This window comes from Halomonas salinarum (genome assembly GCF_012062845.1).
Lineage (GTDB): Bacteria > Pseudomonadota > Gammaproteobacteria > Pseudomonadales > Halomonadaceae > Onishia > Onishia salinarum.
Genome location: NZ_WWNB01000003.1, coordinates 115447 through 134378 on the forward strand (window position 1 = coordinate 115447; position 18932 = coordinate 134378).

Below are 18932 nucleotides of genomic sequence, written 5' to 3' on the forward strand. Positions count from 1 at the left end.
TGTAGATGACATACCGCTAATTAACCAGAAATCGCGCGCAGCCCCGTTCATCAGCGAGGCTGCAACACTTGTAGGCTCCGCTCTGGCTTATTCGCCTTGCTCACCCTCAGGCTTGGCTTTCTGGCGAAGACGGATGTTGAGTTCCTTGAGCTGCGTTGGCGAGACGACACCCGGCGCATCGGTCATCAGGCAGGCGGCGCTCTGTGTTTTCGGGAACGCAATGACCTCACGGATGGTCTTGGCACCGGTCATCAGCATGACCAGGCGGTCGAGACCGAAGGCCAGACCGCCATGGGGCGGTGCGCCATACTGCAGAGCGTCGAGCAGGAAGCCGAATTTCTCGTCGGCTTCTTCCTCGCTGATGCCCAGCACATCGAGGACCGCGCGCTGCATGCCGTGGTCGTGGATACGAATCGAACCGCCACCCAGCTCGGTACCGTTCAGCACCATGTCATAGGCCTTGGAAAGCGCCTCAGCCGGGCGATCGCGCAGCGTCTCGACATCGCAGGACGGCGCGGTAAACGGATGGTGAAGCGCCTGCATGCGGGCGTTGCCGTCTTCCTCGAACATGGGGAAATCGACCACCCATAGCGGCGCCCATTCGCGGGTATACAGCTCGAGGTCTTCGCCCAGCTTGACGCGCAGCGCGCCCAAGGCTTCGTTGACGATCCGCGCCTTGTCGGCGCCAAAGAAGATGAGGTCACCATCCTGGGCATCGAGCCGATCAAGCAGCTCCTCGATGATGCCGTCCATGAACTTGACGATTGGCGACTGCAGGCCTTCGATGCCTTTGGCACGTTCGTTGACCTTGATCCATGCCAGGCCGCGAGCGCCGTAGATGCCGACGAACTTGGTGTACTCGTCGATCTCCTTGCGCGACAGCTTGGCGCCGCCAGGCACCTTAAGCGCTGCCACGCGGCCATCGTCGGCCTGCGCCGGGCCAGAGAAGACCTTGAAATCGACGTCCTTCATCAGGTCGTCGACGTCGGTGAGCTCCAGCGGGATACGCAGGTCCGGCTTGTCGGAGCCGAAACGGCTCATCGCCTCAGCGTAAGGCATGCGTGGGAAGAGCGGCAGCTCGACGTCGAGCACTTCCTGAAACAGCTGGCGGATCATGGTCTCGGTGATCGCCATGATGTCATCCTCGTCGACGAAGGACGCCTCGAGGTCGATCTGGGTGAATTCCGGCTGACGATCGGCACGCAGGTCTTCGTCACGGAAACACTTGGCAATCTGATAATAGCGATCGACACCGGACACCATCAGCAACTGCTTGAACAGCTGAGGCGACTGCGGCAGCGCAAAGAAGCTGCCGGCATGGGTACGACTCGGCACCAGATAGTCACGCGCACCTTCCGGTGTGGCACGGGTCAGGATCGGCGTTTCGATGTCCAGGAACCCCTGACCTTCGAGGAAAGCACGAACGCTATGGGAGATGCGCGAGCGCAGGCGAAGCTTATCGATCATCTCCGGGCGACGCAGGTCGATGTAGCGATGCTTGAGGCGTGTTTCCTCACCGACCTTGCCATGCTCATCGAGCTGGAACGGCGGGGTGGTCGCGCTGTTGAGGACTTCGACGTCCTTGGCCAGCATCTCGACCATACCGGTAGGCATGTTCGGGTTCTGGGTGCCCTCCGGACGGAGGCGGACACGGCCGGTAATGCGCAGCACGTATTCATTACGTGCACGGTCGGCGGTCGCAAAGGCTTCGGCAGTGTCGGGATCGACCACGACCTGAGCCAGACCATCACGGTCGCGCAGGTCGAGGAAGATTACCCCACCATGGTCACGGCGGCGGTGTACCCACCCGCACAAGGTGACCTGCTGGTCCACCAGAGTCTCGTTCAGCTGGCCGCAATAATGGCTGCGCATGTCAAATCCTGTTCTGTTGCGTGATCGAAGTATGAAGGACGGGGCGCTCAGGCCGCCGCTCCGTCCTTGGCAGTTGTCTTGGGCGTGGTGCCTTTCTCGGCCCCGCCCTCGCCGGCAAGATTCTTCTTGTTGCCGGACTTGAAATCGGTCTCGTACCAGCCATTACCGGCCAGTCGGAAGCCGGCTGCACTCACCAGGCGGTTGAGTTCATCTCGCTCGCAGGCTGGGCATTCCGTCAGCGGATCGGCACTGATCTTCTGAAGCTTTTCCAGGCGATGGCCGCAGGCCTTGCACTCATATTCATAGATGGGCATCGTTCAACTCTCCTGAGTACGACTACTACTTGATAAGTGGCGCGGCGACGAGTATCGCCTCACCGCAAGACTACCGGGCCGGCGGCATCTTGGCGTCCAACCCTTGAGTCAAGGTCGGGGCTGCCATCGCACTTTCCAAGCCTGCTACGAAAGCGAGCCATTATAGCGTGTTGCGCCCCCTGACGGGCAAGGCGAGCATGCGGGTATTCACAGCGTGTGATGCACGCGCAATCACAACACAATCAGGATGCTCCGATGAAAGCCGTGATTCTTGATGCTGCCAGTCTTGGCGATGATATCGACCTCAACCCGATTCGTACCGAAGTCGACTCGCTACAAGTGCATGACACCACTGCACCGGAAGAATGTCTGGAGCGCTTGGCCGGCGCCAATGTCGCCATCGTGAACAAGGTAGTGTTGAATGCTGACACCCTAGAAGCACTGCCTAGCCTGGAGCTGATCTGCGTATTGGCTACCGGCACCAACAATATCGATATGCAGGCCGCCAAGCGCCTGGGGATCGCGGTACGCAACGTTACCGCCTATGGCACCGCGAGCGTTGCCCAGCACACCATGATGCTGATGCTGGCACTGGGCAACCGACTGCCGCTATACCAGCGTGAGGTTGCCGATGGCGCCTGGCAACAAAGCGATTTCTTTTGTCTGCTTAACCACCGCACCTTGCAGCTTTCGGGCAAACATCTGGTCATCGTTGGCCAGGGCGAGCTTGGTTCTCGGGTCGCGGCACTAGCCGAGGCCTTCGATATGCGCGTCAGCTTTACCGCTCGTCCCGGCAAGGCCGGTGACCAGCGCCCCAGCTTGTATGACTTGGCGCCTGAGGCCGATGTGTTGAGCCTTCATTGCCCACTTACCGAACAGACTCGTCATCTGGTCGACGCCTCACTTCTGAATCGCCTTAAGAAAAACGCCCTGCTGATCAACTGCGCACGAGGCGGTATCATTGACGAAGAGGCGGCTCTCGAGGCGCTACGCGATGGGCGCCTCGGCGGTCTTGGGGTCGATTCGCTTCCGGCGGAACCCCCGCGAGAAGGCCACCCCCTGATCACCGCCCTCGACGAGCCGCTCAACCTGATCGTCACCCCGCACAATGCCTGGATCACACCCGAAGCGCGCGCCAACGTGGTCCGGCTGACCGTCGATAACCTTCGCGCCTGGCAAGGAATACCTGATGCCTGACACCTCATGCCCGCTCTACAACCTGGGCTCCATCAACATCGATCACGTCTATCGTGTTCCCCACCTGGTTCGGCCCGGCGAGACCCTCGCCAGTACCGGCTACCGGCAAGTGCTCGGCGGCAAGGGCGCCAATCAGTCAATCGCCATGGCTCGAGCAGGTGGACGAGTCGAACACTGGGGTCGCCTTGGACGTACTGACGACTGGGCACTGGACCAACTGCGCGAAGCCGGTGTTGGTGTCGGCTCACTGGAACTGGTCGATGAACCCAGCGGCCATGCATTGATCCAGGTCGACGATCAGGCCGAGAACGCCATCATCCTCTACCCTGGCGCCAATCATGGCTTTGGCGATGCCGATGTCGATGCTCGAATCGACAACGCCGACGCTGCTGGGTGGCTCCTGTTGCAGAACGAGACAAACGGCCTCTACCGGGCCATGCAGCGCGCCGAAGCGCGTGGACTCTCGATCGCTTTCAATCCGGCGCCCATGCATGCAGCCGTCAGCGATCTACCGCTTTCTACCTGTCAGTTGCTGTTCGTCAACCGAGGCGAAGCCGCGACCCTGATCGACCTGCCTGAAGACAGCAGCGCCGATGAGCTACTCGTAGCACTCAGCAGTCGCCTGCCCGGCGTGGAACTGGTGATGACTCTGGGGAGCGACGGTGTCAGCTATCAGCACGGTGATACCCGGCTCGACCTACCGGCTTACCGCGTCGAGGCCAAGGATACGACCGCGGCCGGCGATACCTTTATCGGCCATTTCATGGCCGCGCGATTGTCGGGACGTGATATCGAGACCTGTCTGCGCCGAGCCAGCGCCGCTTCAGCATTGTGCGTGCAGCGCGAAGGTGCGGCACCCAGTATTCCCGATGCCGCCTCTGTCGACGTTGCACTCGCCGAATGGCCGGCGCTGGCAGTCACGCAGAACTGAGCCTCTAGTGCTCGAACGATGGGCAGAGCCTCATCTCACACAACAGTCTCTTCACTGATGCGCAGGCAAGCGCCTGCGTTGAAAAAGGAAGCCCCATGAGCCAACCGATCATCTTCGATACCGACCCGGGTGTGGACGACGCTCAGGCCATTGCCATCGCCCTTGCTCATCCCGAGATCGAATTACTCGGCCTGACGACCACCTACGGCAACGTCAACATCGACACTGCGACCCATAATGCCCTGCTACTTGCCGAACTGGCGGGGCAGCGTATCCCGGTCGCTCAAGGTGCGGCAGCACCGCTGGTCAAGCCCAAACACCCGGCACCGGCCCATATCCATGGTGCCAACGGCCTGGGTAACATCGAACTGCCCGATATAAAAAGCGCCGCCCTCTCGGTCAGCGCTCCTCAGTTCATCGTCGATACCGTCAACGCCCGCCCCGGCGAGGTCACACTCGTGGCCGTAGGGCCGCTTGGCAATCTGGCAGCCGCGCTGCAACTTGATCCCGAGCTCACAGAGAAGGTCAAGCAGGTCATCGTGATGGGCGGGTCGATCAAGGAAGGCGGCAACGTTACCCCGGTGGCTGAGGCCAACATCTTCAATGATCCGCATGCCGCCGCCCGGGTACTGACCGCTGACTGGCCGCTGACACTGGTGGGGCTGGATGCGACTCACCGCTGCGTACTGGCACCCAAGGATATGGACGTTATTGCCGCAGGCCAGGGTAAGCTGGGGGAGGTATTAGCCGATAGCTACGCCTTCTATCGAGCCTTCTATCAGCAGGCGCTGGGTATCGATGGCTGCTGCCCCCACGACAGTTGTGCACTGGCCTATCTGCTTCAACCCGAGCTATTCACAACCGCCAAGGGCCATCTCAACGTCGTTACCGAGGGCACTGCAGAAGGCCAGACAGTCTTCGCTCCCGAGGGCCGTGAGTTTCTGGCACCTCGTTGGTCCCAGACCCCGCTGGTCAATGTCTGTCTAAGTGCCGATGGCCCTGGCGTCATCGATTGGATCGTCGACACGCTGAAATAAGCGTCAGTTCGACGGAGCTTGCAAGCCCTTCACAACTTATCCTGTGGCGAAGGCGTCGTGATTCTCCCATGCGACGCTTTCCACCTCGACATGGCTGACCTGTGCATTGGCAGGCCCCTGCCAAAGCCATTGGGTCACCGCATCGACAGCGGCAGCCTCACCGCACAGCAATACCTCGACACGCCCGTCTGAGAGGTTCCGGGCGTGCCCGGTGACTCCCGCCGTTAACGCCTGTTTCTGAGTCGCTTGACGGTACCCAACGCCCTGAACGTTGCCAGTAACCAGCGCCTTCACGCAGCATTTGCTCATGTGCTTCCTCCTTGTACGCCCGACTGGTCAGGACATCACCCCATACCACAGGGGGCAACGCCCTCAGTCGGTCATCAATTCATGCTTGACCAACACGGCTGAATTGCGCGGCACGATCGATTTGCCACGGGCCAACAAGTGGCACTTGGTAAAGGCAGCGCCGAACAGCAAGATCAGCGACGAGTAGTAGACCCAGAGCAGAATCAGCACCACCGACCCGGCTGCGCCGTAGGTCGAGGCCGTCGCCGTATAGGTCAGATAAATGGCGATACCCGAACGGCCGAGCGAGAATAGCACTGCCGTCACGCAAGCCCCGACAAGGACATCTTTCCATCGCAGCACGACGTCTGGCAACACCTTGAAAATAGTGGCGAATAATAAGGCAATCATGGCCAGAGAAATCAAAAACTCCAGCCCGCCAATCATGAAGCCGATCCCAGGCCAAAGATCATTGGCGGCGTTCAACACGGCGCGCACGATCACTCCAAGTACCAGTGATACCAGCAAGAGAAAGCCGATAGACAACACCACTGCCAGCGACAAAACCCGGCTCTTGATGAATTTCAACATGCTGTTGGAGCTAGGATGGGGAACGACTCCCCAGATGGTATTCAGCGAAAACTGCATCTGCGCGAATACCGTGGTGGCACCTATCAACAAAGCACCAAACCCGAGCACACTCGGTAATAGGCCAGATTCCTGCACCCGCGACTGTGCCACAGCATTCTGGATCGCCTCCGCGGCCCCAAGACCCATGGTGCCCTGTAACTGAGCGACTATTTGCCCCTGTGCCGCTTCCTCGCCAAGCACCAGGCCAATCACCATAACGGCAATAATGATGGTCGGTGCCAAAGAGAAAAGTGTGTAGAACGCCAGTGAACCGGCATAGCTGAATGCATTGCGCTCAAGCCACAGCGTGAATGCATGGCGGATGACTGCCCACCAGAAAAGAATCCTTGTTCGTATCATGCAAGCTCCCTGCAACAGCGTCGTCGAATACATCCAGCATACCTGAGCTCATGGGGCTCTGCCTCGTCAGCCAGATTGCAGGTGAGGTGGCAAGCGTCGATAATGCGCCTCTTAGCGCAACTCGGTCATCAGCCACGGAGCCCGCATGGCGCAAACGCAGCTAACCTCGGATTGCCACAAGGATTTTGACTGTCTGGTCTTTATTGGTCGTTTCCAGCCCCCGCATCTTGGTCACAGAGCGATCATCCACGAAGCCCTGAAACGTGCTCATCAGGTCATCGTGTTGGTCGGATCCGCTTGGCAGGCCCGTTCGCTACGCAACCCCTGGCGCTTTGAAGAGCGCTCAGAGATGCTACGAAGCTGTTTCGATGAGAACGACAATGCCCGCCTTGAAATCGAGCCCTTGCTTGATGCGCTCTACAATGACGACGTCTGGGTTCGTGACGTACAGCGCAAGGTGCGAGATATCGCGTCACCGAGTCAGGGACGCCTACCCCGCATTGGGCTGATCGGCGCTAGTCGTGGTCAATCAAGTTACTACCTAACGCTCTTCCCACAGTGGGAATCCGTTAGTGTGCCTATCGTTGAGGGCATCTCGGCCAGTGGTATTCGCGAACGACTTTTCCGCTCACCGGCTGCCGCCAGCGATTATACCTCTACAGGGGCTGCCCATGATCTTCCCCCTGGGGTACTGGATACCTTGGAGGCTTTTACCCGAAGCCAGCACTATCAGCATCTGCTCGAGGAACAGCAACTGCTGCAGCAATATCGCCAAGCCTGGGCCGATGCGCCCTACCCGCCCATTTTCGTGACCGTCAATGCTGTGGTCGTGCAATCAGGGCATGTGTTGATGGTCAAACGCAGTGCGGCACCAGGCAAGGGCTTGCTTGCACTCCCCGGCGGATTCATCAATCCGCATGAGCGATTGCTCGATGCTTGCCTGAGGGAGTTACGCGAACGCGTGCGCCTAAAGGTACCAGCACCGGTGCTAAGAGGCTCGCTGCGTGGCCAGCGCCTCTTCGACGAGCCACATAGAAGCTGGCGCGGGCGCACTCTGGCTGAGGCTTTCTATTTCGCCCTACGTCCAGAACAACAACTTCCCCAACTCAAACCTGCTAAGGGAGGTGATCGGGCTCGCTGGGTGGCACTCGCCGACCTCGAACCAGAGGCGTTGTTCGAGGATCACTTTTTCATCATACAGACGTTCTTGGGCCTTCCCGCCAGCTTTGGGTCGCCATAGTTAGGCTTCTAGGAAATCGCGCGGCAGCTTCATCATCTGACGCCACAGTTTCTCGACCCCCGGCTTGTGAACCAGCGAACAACGATAGAGGCGGATCTCCAAGGGCACGTCCCAGTCTTCGGCCGCGGCGCGGACGAGTCGCCCACTAGACAACTCCTCGCGAATGCAGAAATCTGGAATCCACGCCATGCCGACGCCCTGCATCACCATCCCTTTGAGGCCTTCGGCCATGGCCGTTTCATAGACGGTGCGTAGTCGAAGGCGTAATGGATCATTCTTGAGCAGCATTCGCACGCTTCGACCCAGAAAGGCACCTTGAGTGTATGACAGGAAGGGGATCTGCCCTTCTCCTGCCAGTGGGAAGCGCGGCTTACCGCTGGCATCCGGGAGACAAACCGGAATCATCTTGACCTGACCGACAGAGAAGGAAGGAAAGACTTCTGCATCGAGCTGCATGCTGGCATAGGGATCATAGTAGCCAAGCATCAGGTCACAATTGCCCTCACGCAGCACATGAATGGCCTCGCCAACATTCATGGCCACCAGACGCGTCGGTAGCTCTCCCAAGCCCTGCTGAAGCCTTGATATCCATTGCGGGTAGAAGGCTAAGGCCAAGGAGTGTGCTGCGACAATGTCCAGGGCCTCAGTATCCATTGCCACACCGCGCAAGTGGCCCAAACACTCATTTAACTGCTCGACCAGGTTTCGTGCGGTGATCAGGAACAGCTGGCCCTCTGGTGTCAGCCCAACAGGGGTGGTGGAACGATCCACCAGGGTTACGCCCACCGCCTGCTCAAGCGAACGTATGCGGCGACTAAAAGCCGGCTGAGTCACATGACGCTGGCGCGCCGAGGCGGAAAAACTGCAGGTATTGGACAGGGCGACGAAGTCTTCCAGCCACTTGGTTTCGAGATTCACCGCGACTCCGTTGGAATGTCATATAAAGGTGATAACCCGACCAAGCCGGGTTCACGAGGCTTGCCACTCTAGCCGCTCCTCTGCTGATTTCCAATTGCAGGGTCGGCTTGCTGAAAATCGCTGTCCCATCAGAGCCATCGGGACAATAACCGGTCACTGGATAGGCGACAGGAGGTAAGCCGCCCGTGATATCAGCTTACGCCATAGGGCGCGCTTCTGAAGCTCTTCGTACTCGACTCGGCGACAATTGGCAAAGTCGGCCTCCAGCATCGCTTCTACATCACTGGCAAAGCGCGAATCGGAAACGAAGGCCGTGATCTCGAAATTGAGCCTGAATGAGCGATTGTCGAGGTTGACAGTCCCCACACTGGCGGCAGTGTCGTCGATCAATATGACCTTCTGGTGCAGGAATCCGGGCTGATAACGGTACACCTTGATGCCGGCACGCAGCATGTCCGGGAGGAACGCGAAAGCGGACAGAAATACCAATAGATGATCAGGTCGTTCAGGCATCATGATGCGCACATCAACACCGCGCATCGCTGCCAAACGTAACGCATCCAGAACGCTGTGATCCGGCACGAAGTAGGGGCTGGTCACCCATAGACGCTGCTCGGCACTATGAATGGCGTGTTGCACCAATAGACTCGCCGTCTCCTGGTGGTCCGCTGGCCCCGAGGGTACGACCACGACATTTCGCCCGTTTTCACAAGCTCCCTGCGGCTTCCAGGCAAGACCCAAGACCTCGCCTGTGGCCCAGTGCCAGTCTTCCCAAAACGCTTCCTGCAGCCCCAGCACGCTCGGCCCTGTCAGCTTGAGGTGGGTATCACGCCAGTGCCCATGTCGCGGATCCTGGCCCAGATATTCGACACCGACATTGAAGCCACCGAGCCACCCTTCCCGGCCATCCACTACCAGTATCTTGCGATGGTTGCGGAAGTTGAGCTGGAAGCGGTGCCGCCACCCCCTTGATGAGTGAAAGGCACTGACGCCTACCCCGGCTTCACAAAGGTCCCGAAGATAGCCTTCCTTTAACTTGCGACTGCCGATTTCGTCATACAGGAAATAGACGCGCACCCCGCGCTCGGCGGCTTGCATCAAATGTTGCTTGAGGCGAAGACCAAGGGCGTCGTGGCGCACGATGAAGAACTGGACGAGGACATAATCCTCGGCCGCATCGATACCCGCAAAAAGGCTCTCGAACGTCTCATCCCCATCGATCAGCAACTGGGTATTGTTGCCGCGTGTCATCGGCATCAATGCGAGCTGCTCGACGGCACGCAGGTCACCATGGCTACTACCGGCGAGAAAAGGATCGACCTGGGGGCGATAACGCGCGAGTACGCGGCGTAATACCGTATCTCGCTCGCCGCGAGCCGACACATAACCGTAGAAACGCGGTCGACCGAATATCCAGTAGGCCGGCAGCGCAAGATAAGGGAAGGTCACTAGAGAAATGATCCAGGCGATGGCCCCCTGAGAGGTTCGGCTGGACATGAGGGCCAGAACCGCCGACAGCAGGCCTGACACATGAATCAGAAAAATGGCCGTTGCTACCAGCCATGAGGTCATGGTCGCATCCTTCGACGATGAAAAGCGAAAGTGGTACCCCCGACAATGTCGAGAGCACCGGTTAGCACTAGCGAGAAATGACCAGGCTCACACCCGCTCGGCGATGATTTCCTTCCACTTGGCCGGCCCGCTCTGGTGAACCGACTCCCCCTGGCTATCGACCGCCACGGTGACGGGCATGTCTTCCACCTCGAATTCGTAGATGGCTTCCATGCCCAGGTCCTCGAAGCCGACTACCCGAGATTTCTTGATGGCCTGAGCAACCAGGTAGGCAGCGCCTCCCACGGCCATCAGGTAGGTAGCTTGGTTGTCGCGGATCGCTTCAATGGCCATTGGGCCGCGCTCGGCCTTGCCGACCATGCCCAATAGCCCGGTCTCCTCGAGCATCGTGCGGGTAAACTTATCCATGCGAGTCGCAGTGGTTGGACCGGCAGGTCCCACGACCTCGTCGCGAACCGGGTCGACCGGCCCCACGTAATAGATGAAGCGCCCTTTCATGTCGACAGGCAACGATTCGCCCTTGGCCAACATCTCGGTCATGCGCTTGTGAGCCGCGTCACGGCCGGTAAGGAGCTTGCCGTTGAGCAGCAAGGTGTCCCCCGGCTGCCAGTTGCGCACTTCTTCAGGCGTGACGGTATCGAGATTGACGCGCTTGACGTTCTCGCCGATCTCACGCGTGATTTCCGGCCAGTCTTCTAGCTTCGGCGCGGGCAGTTCAGCAGCACCGTTACCATCCAGACTAAAGTGCACGTGACGGGTGGCTGCACAGTTGGGAATGATGGCGACCGGCTTGTTGGCGGCATGCGTCGGGAAATCCTTGACCTTGATGTCGAGCACCGTGGTCAGGCCACCAAGCCCCTGAGCGCCAATCCCGCTTTGATTGACCTTGTCGTAAAGCTCCAGGCGTAATTCCTCGGCACGATCGCTTGCCCCCCGTGCCTGCAGCTCCTGAATATCGATGGGATCGAGAAGCGCTTCCTTGGCAATCTCCATGGCCTTCTCGGCAGTACCCCCAATACCGATGCCTAGCATGCCGGGCGGGCACCAGCCGGCGCCCATTTTGGGCAATTGCTCAAGCACCCAGTCCACCACCGAGTCTGATGGATTAAGCATGGCAAACTTGGACTTGGCCTCGCTGCCACCCCCCTTTGCAGCCACATGGACCTCGACCTTGTCACCCGGCACCAGCTTATGGTGAATAATGGCAGGAGTATTATCCTTGGTGTTCTGGCGCTTTCCGTCAGGGTCGGCAAGCACGGATGCCCTCAGCACATTATCAGGTAGCTTATAAGCACGGCGTACGCCTTCATTGATCATGTCATCGAGGCTCATCTCAGCGTCCCACTGAACGTTCATGCCGACATGCACAAAGACAGTGACAATGCCCGTGTCCTGACAGATCGGACGGTGGCCCAGCGCGCACATGCGCGAATTGATGAGGATCTGGGCAATGGCGTCCTTGGCGGCGGGGTTTTCTTCCCGCTCATAGGCGCCATGCATGGCGTCGATGAAATCCTTGGGATGATAGTAGGAGATGTACTGGAGTGCGTCGGCAACGCTTTGAATAAGATCATCCTGGCGGATCACGGTCATATGGATGCGACTCCCTGGCATTGTCATCGGGCTCACCGTGGTCAGGTCACGGTAAACGAAGTGCGCGCATTATACCGTATGGACTTCTAGGGCTGAATTACCTCTTCAGCATTTCACATTAGCAACAACTCACAGGGATATAAGGTAACGGTATAAAATCATCCTGTAAGGGGATTCTCCCACGCACCAAAATAGGCGGCACATCATGTCTTCGCATGTGAGACAGACGAACTGGGACTTGGCCTTCGAGTTCTACAAAGGCAAATCACATTGCGCGCTTGAGGAAGCCCAAGGAGTCGATGCATCCAGTAGCCAACCCCGAGACGAATCTCGGGGCCTTCAGGCATCCATTAACTCAACGCCAACTGGCGCTCCTTAAGGGTGTGCAACCTGTCGCGAAGGCGGGCAGCCTCCTCGAACTCGAGGTTCTGCGCTGCCTCGTGCATGGCATCTTCCAGTTTCGACACCTCACGGCGCACCTCGTCAGGCTTGAGTGCTGCCAACTGCTCAGCGCTATACTCACCTGCAGGCTCAGCCACCTTACGCTCACCTCGCTGGCGACTTCGCTTGCTTCCCGGCGCCTGAGCACCCTCCATGATGTCTTCTACCGACTTGGTAATCGTCACTGGCGAGATGCCATGCGCCTCGTTAAAGGCCATCTGCTTCTCACGGCGGCGTTCGGTTTCATCCATAGAGCGCTGCATCGACACGGTGACCCGATCGCCATAGAGGATCGCTTTACCGTGGGCGTTACGGGCGGCCCGGCCGATGGTCTGGATCAAGGAGCGCTCGTTACGCAGGAAGCCCTCCTTGTCGGCATCAAGGATCGCCACCAGCGACACCTCGGGTATATCCAGTCCCTCGCGCAACAGGTTGATGCCAACCAGCACATCGAACTTGCCAAGACGCAGATCGCGAATGATCTCGACGCGCTCAACCGTATCGATATCAGAATGCAGGTAACGCACACGCACATCATGATCGTCGAGGTATTCGGTCAAATCCTCGGCCATCCGCTTGGTCAAGGTGGTTACCAGCACACGCTCGCCGACCTCGGTACGTAATTTGATCTCGGACAGCAGGTCATCGACCTGCGTCGAGGCCGGTCGCACTTCGATTTCTGGATCAACAAGACCCGTCGGGCGCACCACCTGCTCCACGACCTGTCCGGCATGCTCCGCCTCATAAGGTCCCGGGGTCGCAGAGACGAAGATCGCCTGAGGGGCAATTCGCTCCCATTCCTCGAACTTCATCGGCCGATTATCGAGCGCCGAAGGCAACCGGAAGCCGTACTCGACCAGCGTTTCCTTGCGCGAACGGTCGCCTTTGTACATGCCGCCGACCTGGGGCACGCTGACGTGCGACTCGTCTATGACCAGCAAGGCATCGGATGGCAAGTAATCAAAGAACGTCGGGGGTGGCTCTCCTGGGGCGCGTCCAGACAGATAGCGGGAGTAGTTCTCGATGCCATTGCAGTAACCGAGCTCATGCATCATTTCGATGTCATATAACGTGCGCTGCTCGAGCCGCTGCGCCTCGACCAGCTTATCGTTCTTGCGCAGGACATCGAGGCGCTCCGTCATCTCATGCTTGATGTGCTCGGCTGCCTGGAGAATGGTATCCCGCGGCGTGACGTAGTGACTCTTGGGGTAGATGGTCATGCGCGGCACCTTGCCGCGTATCTCACCGGTTAGCGGATCGAAAAGACTGATGCCATCGATTTCATCATCGAACAGCTCGACCCGCACCGCCTCATCTTCGGCATCCGCTGGGAAGATATCGATGACGTCACCCCGCACCCGATAAGTGCCACGCCGAAAGTCCATATCATTGCGGGTGTACTGCAACTCTGCCAAACGACGCAGAAACTTGCGTTGATCAATCAGCTCGCCGCGGGTGAAGTGCAAGCGCATCTTCAGGTACTGATCCGGATCACCAAGGCCATAGATTGCCGAGACGGAAACGACGATCAAGGCGTCGCGGCGCTCGAGAAGCGCCTTGGTCGCAGACAGTCGCATTTGCTCAATGTGATCGTTCACCGAGGCGTCTTTCTCGATGAAGGTATCAGAAGACGGCACGTAGGCTTCGGGCTGGTAGTAGTCGTAGTAGGAAACGAAATACTCGACGGCATTGTCGGGGAAAAACGCCTTGAACTCGCCATAGAGTTGAGCGGCCAAGGTCTTGTTGGGTGCCATGACGATGGTCGGCCGCTGTACACGCTCGACCACATTGGCGACGGTGAACGTCTTGCCCGAACCTGTCACACCGAGCAGCGTTTGATGCGCCAACCCTGAATCCAACCCTTTGACGAGACCATCGATGGCGGCTGGCTGATCCCCTGCGGGTTCGAATTTAGATTGCAGACGAAAGGGCTTGCTCATATGGGCTCTCGGCTATGAGTGGTCACTGACCGCATAAGTGAGATAACGGTATAAATTAATCAGGACTCCTCTTGTGGGGCCTGCCGGGTCGTGATCTCAACCGTCGAAGCCGTCATCAGACGGTGGATGGGGCAACGATCAGAGATCTCCGTCAGTCGCGTGAGTTGCGTCTCATCATCGATACCCTCGAAGCGCAGACTGACATCAAGTCGATAGACCCCATGACGCTCATCGCGTTCATCACGAACCACCCAAGCCTTGACGCCCTCTAGCGGCCATCCCTTACGGTAGGCATACATCTGAGCGGTTATCGCTTTACAGGCGGCCAGCGACAGATCGAAATAGTCATGGGGGTCCGGCGCACTGTTATCGCCGCCGGCCACCTTGGGAGCATCGACATACAGGTCTTCAAACCCTTCCAGCTCGACTTTCTGGCGAAGACGACCATCACGCTGACTAATCACGGTAATCGTCATATCAACTCACCTTGACGCCAAGCTTGTCGACGGCCTTGATCAGCACATCGCGACGCACCCGCCCTTCTACCTCAGCCCCATGTCGTCCTACTTCAGCGCTCTCGACGCCATCGAGCATCATCAGCGTGGTGGTGATGCGATTGACCAGTTCAGTGCTTTCGACCCCTTTAAAGGTCAGCGATACGGTCGCCATGGACATTCCTCTGAGCGGCGCTTGGTTGATCTATCAGTCTAGCACGGCCTTGCCGGCGGCCGGCCAGCCTTGAATCATCGCCAACTGCCCCCATAGCCCACCCACAGACCACGGAAACACATCCGCCGGATGCCGATCCTCAAGGGAGATCCGTATGACCGATTGGAGTGCGCGCATCGGCGCCACCGCAAATGGCGAGGCCCGCGTCACCTTCGACACCCCGAATGCCGCGCGCCAAGCATTGGACAGCACCGTCATTACACCACTGGTGCATCTGGGCATTCTTGAAGTGTCGGGCGGCGATGCCGAGCGTTTTCTGCAGGGCCAGACCAGCGCCCAGCTATCTCTCGCCAATGGCGATTTTGCACCGCTGACCTGCTTCTGTGGCACCAAGGGACGCATGCTGGCCAACGCCCAAGTGTTTCAGGTTGCCAAGGACTGTTATTGGCTACTGATGGAGCAGTCACTTCTCGAACCGCTGAAAGGGCATCTTGATAAATTCGCCGTCTTCTACAAGGCCGACATGCGCCTGCGTGACGATGTGGCCCCGATTGGCCTGATTGGCCATGATGCCCCCGCCTTGCTGGAAGCTCGCCTTGATATCGAACCGCCGCATATCTGGCACCAGAGCCAGCAAGATGAGCGCGTCGTGTTACGCCACCCCGGGCCTCGCCCGCGCCTGATTGCACTGCTGCCTACCGCCGAACTAGAGGCGAGCTGGCAAACACTGACGCAACAGGCGACACCCGTTGGTAACGACGTGTGGTGCCTGCATGACATCCAGGCCGGTCTCGGCTGGTTACGCTCAAGCCAGCAGGACAGCTACCTCCCACAGATGCTCAACTGGGAAGCGCTGGGCGGGATCAGTTTCAAGAAAGGCTGCTATACAGGTCAGGAAGTCGTGGCACGCGCCCACTTCCGCGGACAGGTGAAAAAACGCCTGGTGAGACTGACATTCGAAGGGGGTGAACTGCCTGAGGTCGGTACCGAGGTCATGGATGCCAATGGCAAACGCCAAGGTGTCGTTTTTTCCGCCGAGCGAGACGCCTACCATCAGGTTGAGTTACTGGCCGTGCTCAACATCAAGGAATTCCCGGAACCACTCACAGTTGAAGGGGTGCGTTGCCAGCGTCAGCGTTTGCCCTATCCACTAGAACGCCTGGACCCCGAAGTGCTGATTACGCACAAGGGCTGAGACGGCTTGTTCAATGGCCTGAACAGACGGCCAAATTGAACACGCGCGCCGCGTTGGCCGTAGTGAGTTCCTCCAACGTGGCGCGAGATGTTTTTTGCAGTGTGGCGACCTCATCAGCGATCATGGCGAGCCTCGCGGGTTCATTGCGTAGGCCCTTGAAACCTGCTGGGGGCATGTCAGGACTGTCGGTTTCCAGTACGAAGCCATGCGTCGGCAAGTCGGCAACGCAGCGTCGTAAACGCTTGGCTCTCTGGTGAGTCATTGCCCCACCCAGACCTAGCACAAACCCAAGCTCTAGGAATCGTTGTGCCTGTTGCAAGCTACCGGCGAAGGCATGAATCAGCCCACCCGCCGGCAGTCCAATCTCCTTGAGGCATTTCGCTACCTGGTCATTGGCGCGCACACAGTGAATCACCACCGGCAAATGGCGTACCTTGGCAATACGCAACTGTGCCTTGAATAGCGCCCACTGGGCATCGAGTGTGTCCTCAAAGCGTGCATCAATGCCGCATTCGCCCAACGCCACGACCTCCGGGTGGGCATCCAGCGCCTCCTCTAGCGCGACCAGGTCGTCATCATCGCTGACTCCCTGGGCATCACGCCCATGCTCACTGAAGCAGTGTTCGTCTAGAAAGTAGGGGTGCAGCCCCAGGCACACACTGACATCAGCCCGCTGCCCCAGCGCCAGCACCGAGGACCAACGGGCCCGCGTTGTACCAGGCACGACAAAGTGCTCGACGCCCACTGCGTTCGCCCTTTCGAACATGGCATCACGATCGACGTCAAAATCCGGGAAATCCAGGTGGCAATGAGCGTCAATAAGCATATCGGTGTCCGCCTTAGTGCTCGCGCGTCGCACTGAAGCGTACGTCAGGCCAGCGCTCCTGGGTCATCTGCAAGTTAACGCGAGTGGGCGCGATATAGGTCAGACAGCCGCCGCCATCGTAAGCCAGGTTGGTGCTCGCCTTGCGCTTGAACTCGTCGAGCTTCTTGGGGTCATCGCAGTAGACCCAACGGGCCGTCTGAACATTGACGGCCTCATAGATACAATCGACCTTGTATTCCTCCTTGAGTCGATGAGCCACCACATCGAACTGCAACGTACCCACGGCGCCAAGGATCAGGTCGTTGTTGTCCATGGGCATGAACACCTGGGTAGCCCCCTCTTCGGATAGCTGCTGCAAGCCCTTCTGCAGTGCCTTCATCTTCAGCGGATCCTTGAGCCGCACGCGCTTGAAAAGCTCTGGTGCGAAATGCGGAATACCGGTGAAGCGCATGTCTTCACCCACCGTGAAAGTATCACCGATCTGAATGGTGCCGTGGTTATGCAGACCAATGATGTCACCAGGCCAGGCTTCTTCCACATGGGCACGATCCGATGCCATGAAGGTCAGGGCATCGGGTACCTTGACGTCCTTGCCGATACGCACATGGCGCATCTTCATGTTGCGATCGTATTTGCCGGAACAGACCCGCAGGAAGGCAACGCGGTCACGGTGCTTGGGATCCATGTTGGCCTGGATCTTGAACACGAACCCGGTGAAGCGCTCATCCTTGGCATCCACCTCACGGGTGTTGGTCTCACGGGGCTGGGGAGATGGCGCATGCTCGACGAAGCCATCCAGCATCTCACGCACCCCAAAGTTGCCCATGGCAGTGCCGAAATACACGGGCGTCAGCTCCCCGCGACGATAGGCGTCCAGGTCGAATTCATGAGATGCGCCGCGCACCAGATCGACTTCCATTCGCAACTCTTCGGCCTGTGACTCGCCGAGAACCTCGTCGACCTCTGGGTTGTTCAGCCCCTCGATGCGCACATCCTCGGGAATGCGACTGCCCTGCCCCTGCTTGTAGAGGTGGATGATGTCGTTATAGAGATGATAGACACCACGGAAATGGCGCCCCATGCCAATCGGCCAGGTCATCGGTGCACACTGGATATTGAGCACGGTCTCGACTTCGTCCATCACCTCGATGGGGTCGCGAATGTCGCGGTCCATCTTGTTGATGAAGGTCAGGATAGGCGTGGTACGCAGACGACAGACATCCATCAACTTGATGGTGCGGTCCTCGACGCCCTTGGCACCGTCGATGACCATCAACGCCGAGTCGACAGCGGTCAATGTCCGGTAGGTGTCTTCGGAGAAGTCCTCGTGACCCGGCGTATCGAGCAGATTGACGATGCGCCCATTGTAGGGAAACTGCATCACCGAGGTCGTCACCGAGATGCCGCGCTCCTGCTCCATCTTCATCCAATCTGACGTCGCATGGCGGTCATTCCGCTTGCTCTTCACGGAGCCCGCCATCTGGATGGCGTTTCCGAATAGCAGCATCTTTTCGGTGATGGTGGTCTTGCCCGCATCGGGGTGGGAGATGATCGCGAAAGTGCGTCGCAGATCGACTTGATTCTCAAGCTCGCTCATGAAATTCATCACTGCTGGAGGGGGTTAGCCACAACGGGCGGAATATGACGACATCTTAACACTCCAAGCGCAGTGGCCCAATTGGCCATGCAAGGCGCCCCCTTCTTCGGGGCGTACTGGGCGTAATCGAGAATCAGCTCATACCAGACAGCGACGATATTGATCCCGCTCGGCAAAAATGATCAAAACGGCTCTAGAGCTGGCAGCGTAGGCACACAGATCAACACCACCGCTTAAGCGCAGCAAGACCAGGCCTACAGGCAGGACAGGGCCTTGCTGGACGCAATAAAAAAGCCGCCACCTTAAGAGTTG

Annotated in this window: 17 protein-coding genes; 5 read left to right on the forward strand and 12 right to left on the reverse strand. The window is 58.6% G+C overall.

Going from position 1 to position 18932, the window contains the following annotated elements; translation table 11 throughout:
- Positions 1 to 87: 87 nt before the first annotated feature.
- Both aspS and HF027_RS03600 read right to left on the reverse strand, forming a co-directional pair.
- A complete protein-coding gene (gene aspS / locus HF027_RS03595; RefSeq protein ID WP_168012974.1) occupies positions 88 to 1872 on the reverse strand; it encodes an aspartate--tRNA ligase in 1785 nt (594 codons plus the stop codon).
- Positions 1873 to 1919: 47 nt separating this feature from the next.
- On the reverse strand, positions 1920 to 2186 hold the full coding sequence (locus HF027_RS03600) for an FmdB family zinc ribbon protein (protein ID WP_168012976.1): 267 nt from the start codon (positions 2184 to 2186) through the stop codon (positions 1920 to 1922).
- 255 nt (positions 2187 to 2441) lie between these two features.
- Here HF027_RS03600 and HF027_RS03605 point away from each other — a divergent pair, with 255 nt between their 5' ends.
- From HF027_RS03605 to HF027_RS03615, 3 genes are all read left to right on the forward strand, one after another.
- Positions 2442 to 3383 (forward strand): D-2-hydroxyacid dehydrogenase, encoded by a 942-nt coding sequence (locus HF027_RS03605; protein WP_168012978.1) that lies wholly within the window; start codon positions 2442 to 2444, stop codon positions 3381 to 3383.
- The gene (locus HF027_RS03610; protein WP_168012980.1) at positions 3376 to 4314 is read left to right on the forward strand and encodes a ribokinase; all 939 of its coding nucleotides are present in this window, start codon (positions 3376 to 3378) and stop codon (positions 4312 to 4314) included. Before HF027_RS03605 ends, HF027_RS03610 begins: the two co-directional genes overlap by 8 nt.
- Before the next feature lie 95 nt (positions 4315 to 4409).
- Positions 4410 to 5351, forward strand: coding sequence for a nucleoside hydrolase (locus HF027_RS03615; protein WP_168012982.1), 942 nt, complete (start codon positions 4410 to 4412; stop codon positions 5349 to 5351).
- 36 nt (positions 5352 to 5387) lie between these two features.
- Here HF027_RS03615 and yccX read toward each other — a convergent pair whose 3' ends face one another.
- Together yccX and HF027_RS03625 are read right to left on the reverse strand one after the other, a co-directional pair.
- Positions 5388 to 5660, reverse strand: coding sequence for an acylphosphatase (gene yccX, locus HF027_RS03620; protein ID WP_168012984.1), 273 nt, complete (start codon positions 5658 to 5660; stop codon positions 5388 to 5390).
- A 63-nt stretch (positions 5661 to 5723) separates the two neighbouring features.
- Entirely contained in the window at positions 5724 to 6662 is a 939-nt protein-coding gene (locus HF027_RS03625) for a YihY/virulence factor BrkB family protein (RefSeq protein ID WP_425338661.1), read from the reverse strand.
- A gap of 112 nt (positions 6663 to 6774) precedes the next feature.
- Between HF027_RS03625 and HF027_RS03630 the strand changes: the two genes are divergently transcribed.
- Positions 6775 to 7869 (forward strand): bifunctional nicotinamide-nucleotide adenylyltransferase/Nudix hydroxylase, encoded by a 1095-nt coding sequence (locus HF027_RS03630; RefSeq protein WP_168012986.1) that lies wholly within the window; start codon positions 6775 to 6777, stop codon positions 7867 to 7869.
- On the opposite strand, the gene HF027_RS03635 is transcribed toward HF027_RS03630, so the two are convergent.
- The 6 genes from HF027_RS03635 to HF027_RS03660 form a co-directional block, all read right to left on the reverse strand.
- Positions 7870 to 8787, reverse strand: a complete 918-nt coding sequence (locus HF027_RS03635) for a LysR substrate-binding domain-containing protein (RefSeq protein WP_168012988.1) — start codon at positions 8785 to 8787, stop codon at positions 7870 to 7872. It lies immediately after the preceding gene.
- A gap of 153 nt (positions 8788 to 8940) precedes the next feature.
- Complete coding sequence (gene cls, locus HF027_RS03640) at positions 8941 to 10359, reverse strand: cardiolipin synthase (RefSeq protein ID WP_168012990.1); 1419 nt, start codon at positions 10357 to 10359, stop codon at positions 8941 to 8943.
- An 87-nt stretch (positions 10360 to 10446) separates the two neighbouring features.
- Entirely contained in the window at positions 10447 to 11952 is a 1506-nt protein-coding gene (locus HF027_RS03645) for a fumarate hydratase (RefSeq protein WP_168012992.1), read from the reverse strand.
- A 350-nt stretch (positions 11953 to 12302) separates the two neighbouring features.
- A complete protein-coding gene (uvrB, locus tag HF027_RS03650; protein ID WP_168012994.1) occupies positions 12303 to 14333 on the reverse strand; it encodes an excinuclease ABC subunit UvrB in 2031 nt (676 codons plus the stop codon).
- Between the two features lie 59 nt (positions 14334 to 14392).
- Positions 14393 to 14809, reverse strand: a complete 417-nt coding sequence (locus HF027_RS03655) for an OsmC family protein (RefSeq protein WP_168012996.1) — start codon at positions 14807 to 14809, stop codon at positions 14393 to 14395.
- A 1-nt stretch (position 14810) separates the two neighbouring features.
- Positions 14811 to 15002, reverse strand: coding sequence for a hypothetical protein (locus tag HF027_RS03660; RefSeq protein ID WP_168012998.1), 192 nt, complete (start codon positions 15000 to 15002; stop codon positions 14811 to 14813).
- A gap of 154 nt (positions 15003 to 15156) precedes the next feature.
- Between HF027_RS03660 and ygfZ the strand changes: the two genes are divergently transcribed.
- A complete protein-coding gene (gene ygfZ, locus HF027_RS03665; protein ID WP_168013000.1) occupies positions 15157 to 16197 on the forward strand; it encodes a CAF17-like 4Fe-4S cluster assembly/insertion protein YgfZ in 1041 nt (346 codons plus the stop codon).
- Between the two features lie 10 nt (positions 16198 to 16207).
- On the opposite strand, the gene HF027_RS03670 is transcribed toward ygfZ, so the two are convergent.
- Both HF027_RS03670 and HF027_RS03675 read right to left on the reverse strand, forming a co-directional pair.
- On the reverse strand, positions 16208 to 17023 hold the full coding sequence (locus HF027_RS03670) for a TatD family hydrolase (protein ID WP_168013002.1): 816 nt from the start codon (positions 17021 to 17023) through the stop codon (positions 16208 to 16210).
- Between the two features lie 13 nt (positions 17024 to 17036).
- On the reverse strand, positions 17037 to 18620 hold the full coding sequence (locus HF027_RS03675; protein ID WP_168013004.1) for a peptide chain release factor 3: 1584 nt from the start codon (positions 18618 to 18620) through the stop codon (positions 17037 to 17039).
- Positions 18621 to 18932 lie beyond the last annotated feature (312 nt).

Bases quoted from the DNA above. Each gene is read 5' to 3' on its own strand.
- aspS (WP_168012974.1), bottom strand. From the start codon at position 1,872: ATGCGCAGCCATTATTGCGGCCAGCTGAACGAGACTCTGGTGGACCAG.
- HF027_RS03600 (WP_168012976.1), bottom strand. From the start codon at position 2,186: ATGCCCATCTATGAATATGAGTGCAAGGCCTGCGGCCATCGCCTGGAA.
- HF027_RS03605 (WP_168012978.1), top strand. From the start codon at position 2,442: ATGAAAGCCGTGATTCTTGATGCTGCCAGTCTTGGCGATGATATCGAC.
- HF027_RS03610 (WP_168012980.1), top strand. From the start codon at position 3,376: ATGCCTGACACCTCATGCCCGCTCTACAACCTGGGCTCCATCAACATC.
- HF027_RS03615 (WP_168012982.1), top strand. From the start codon at position 4,410: ATGAGCCAACCGATCATCTTCGATACCGACCCGGGTGTGGACGACGCT.
- yccX (WP_168012984.1), bottom strand. From the start codon at position 5,660: ATGAGCAAATGCTGCGTGAAGGCGCTGGTTACTGGCAACGTTCAGGGC.
- HF027_RS03625 (WP_425338661.1), bottom strand. From the start codon at position 6,662: ATGTATTCGACGACGCTGTTGCAGGGAGCTTGCATGATACGAACAAGG.
- HF027_RS03630 (WP_168012986.1), top strand. From the start codon at position 6,775: ATGGCGCAAACGCAGCTAACCTCGGATTGCCACAAGGATTTTGACTGT.
- cls (WP_168012990.1), bottom strand. From the start codon at position 10,359: ATGACCTCATGGCTGGTAGCAACGGCCATTTTTCTGATTCATGTGTCA.
- HF027_RS03645 (WP_168012992.1), bottom strand. From the start codon at position 11,952: ATGACCGTGATCCGCCAGGATGATCTTATTCAAAGCGTTGCCGACGCA.
- uvrB (WP_168012994.1), bottom strand. From the start codon at position 14,333: ATGAGCAAGCCCTTTCGTCTGCAATCTAAATTCGAACCCGCAGGGGAT.
- HF027_RS03655 (WP_168012996.1), bottom strand. From the start codon at position 14,809: ATGACGATTACCGTGATTAGTCAGCGTGATGGTCGTCTTCGCCAGAAA.
- HF027_RS03660 (WP_168012998.1), bottom strand. From the start codon at position 15,002: ATGGCGACCGTATCGCTGACCTTTAAAGGGGTCGAAAGCACTGAACTG.
- ygfZ (WP_168013000.1), top strand. From the start codon at position 15,157: ATGACCGATTGGAGTGCGCGCATCGGCGCCACCGCAAATGGCGAGGCC.
- HF027_RS03670 (WP_168013002.1), bottom strand. From the start codon at position 17,023: ATGCTTATTGACGCTCATTGCCACCTGGATTTCCCGGATTTTGACGTC.
- HF027_RS03675 (WP_168013004.1), bottom strand. From the start codon at position 18,620: ATGAGCGAGCTTGAGAATCAAGTCGATCTGCGACGCACTTTCGCGATC.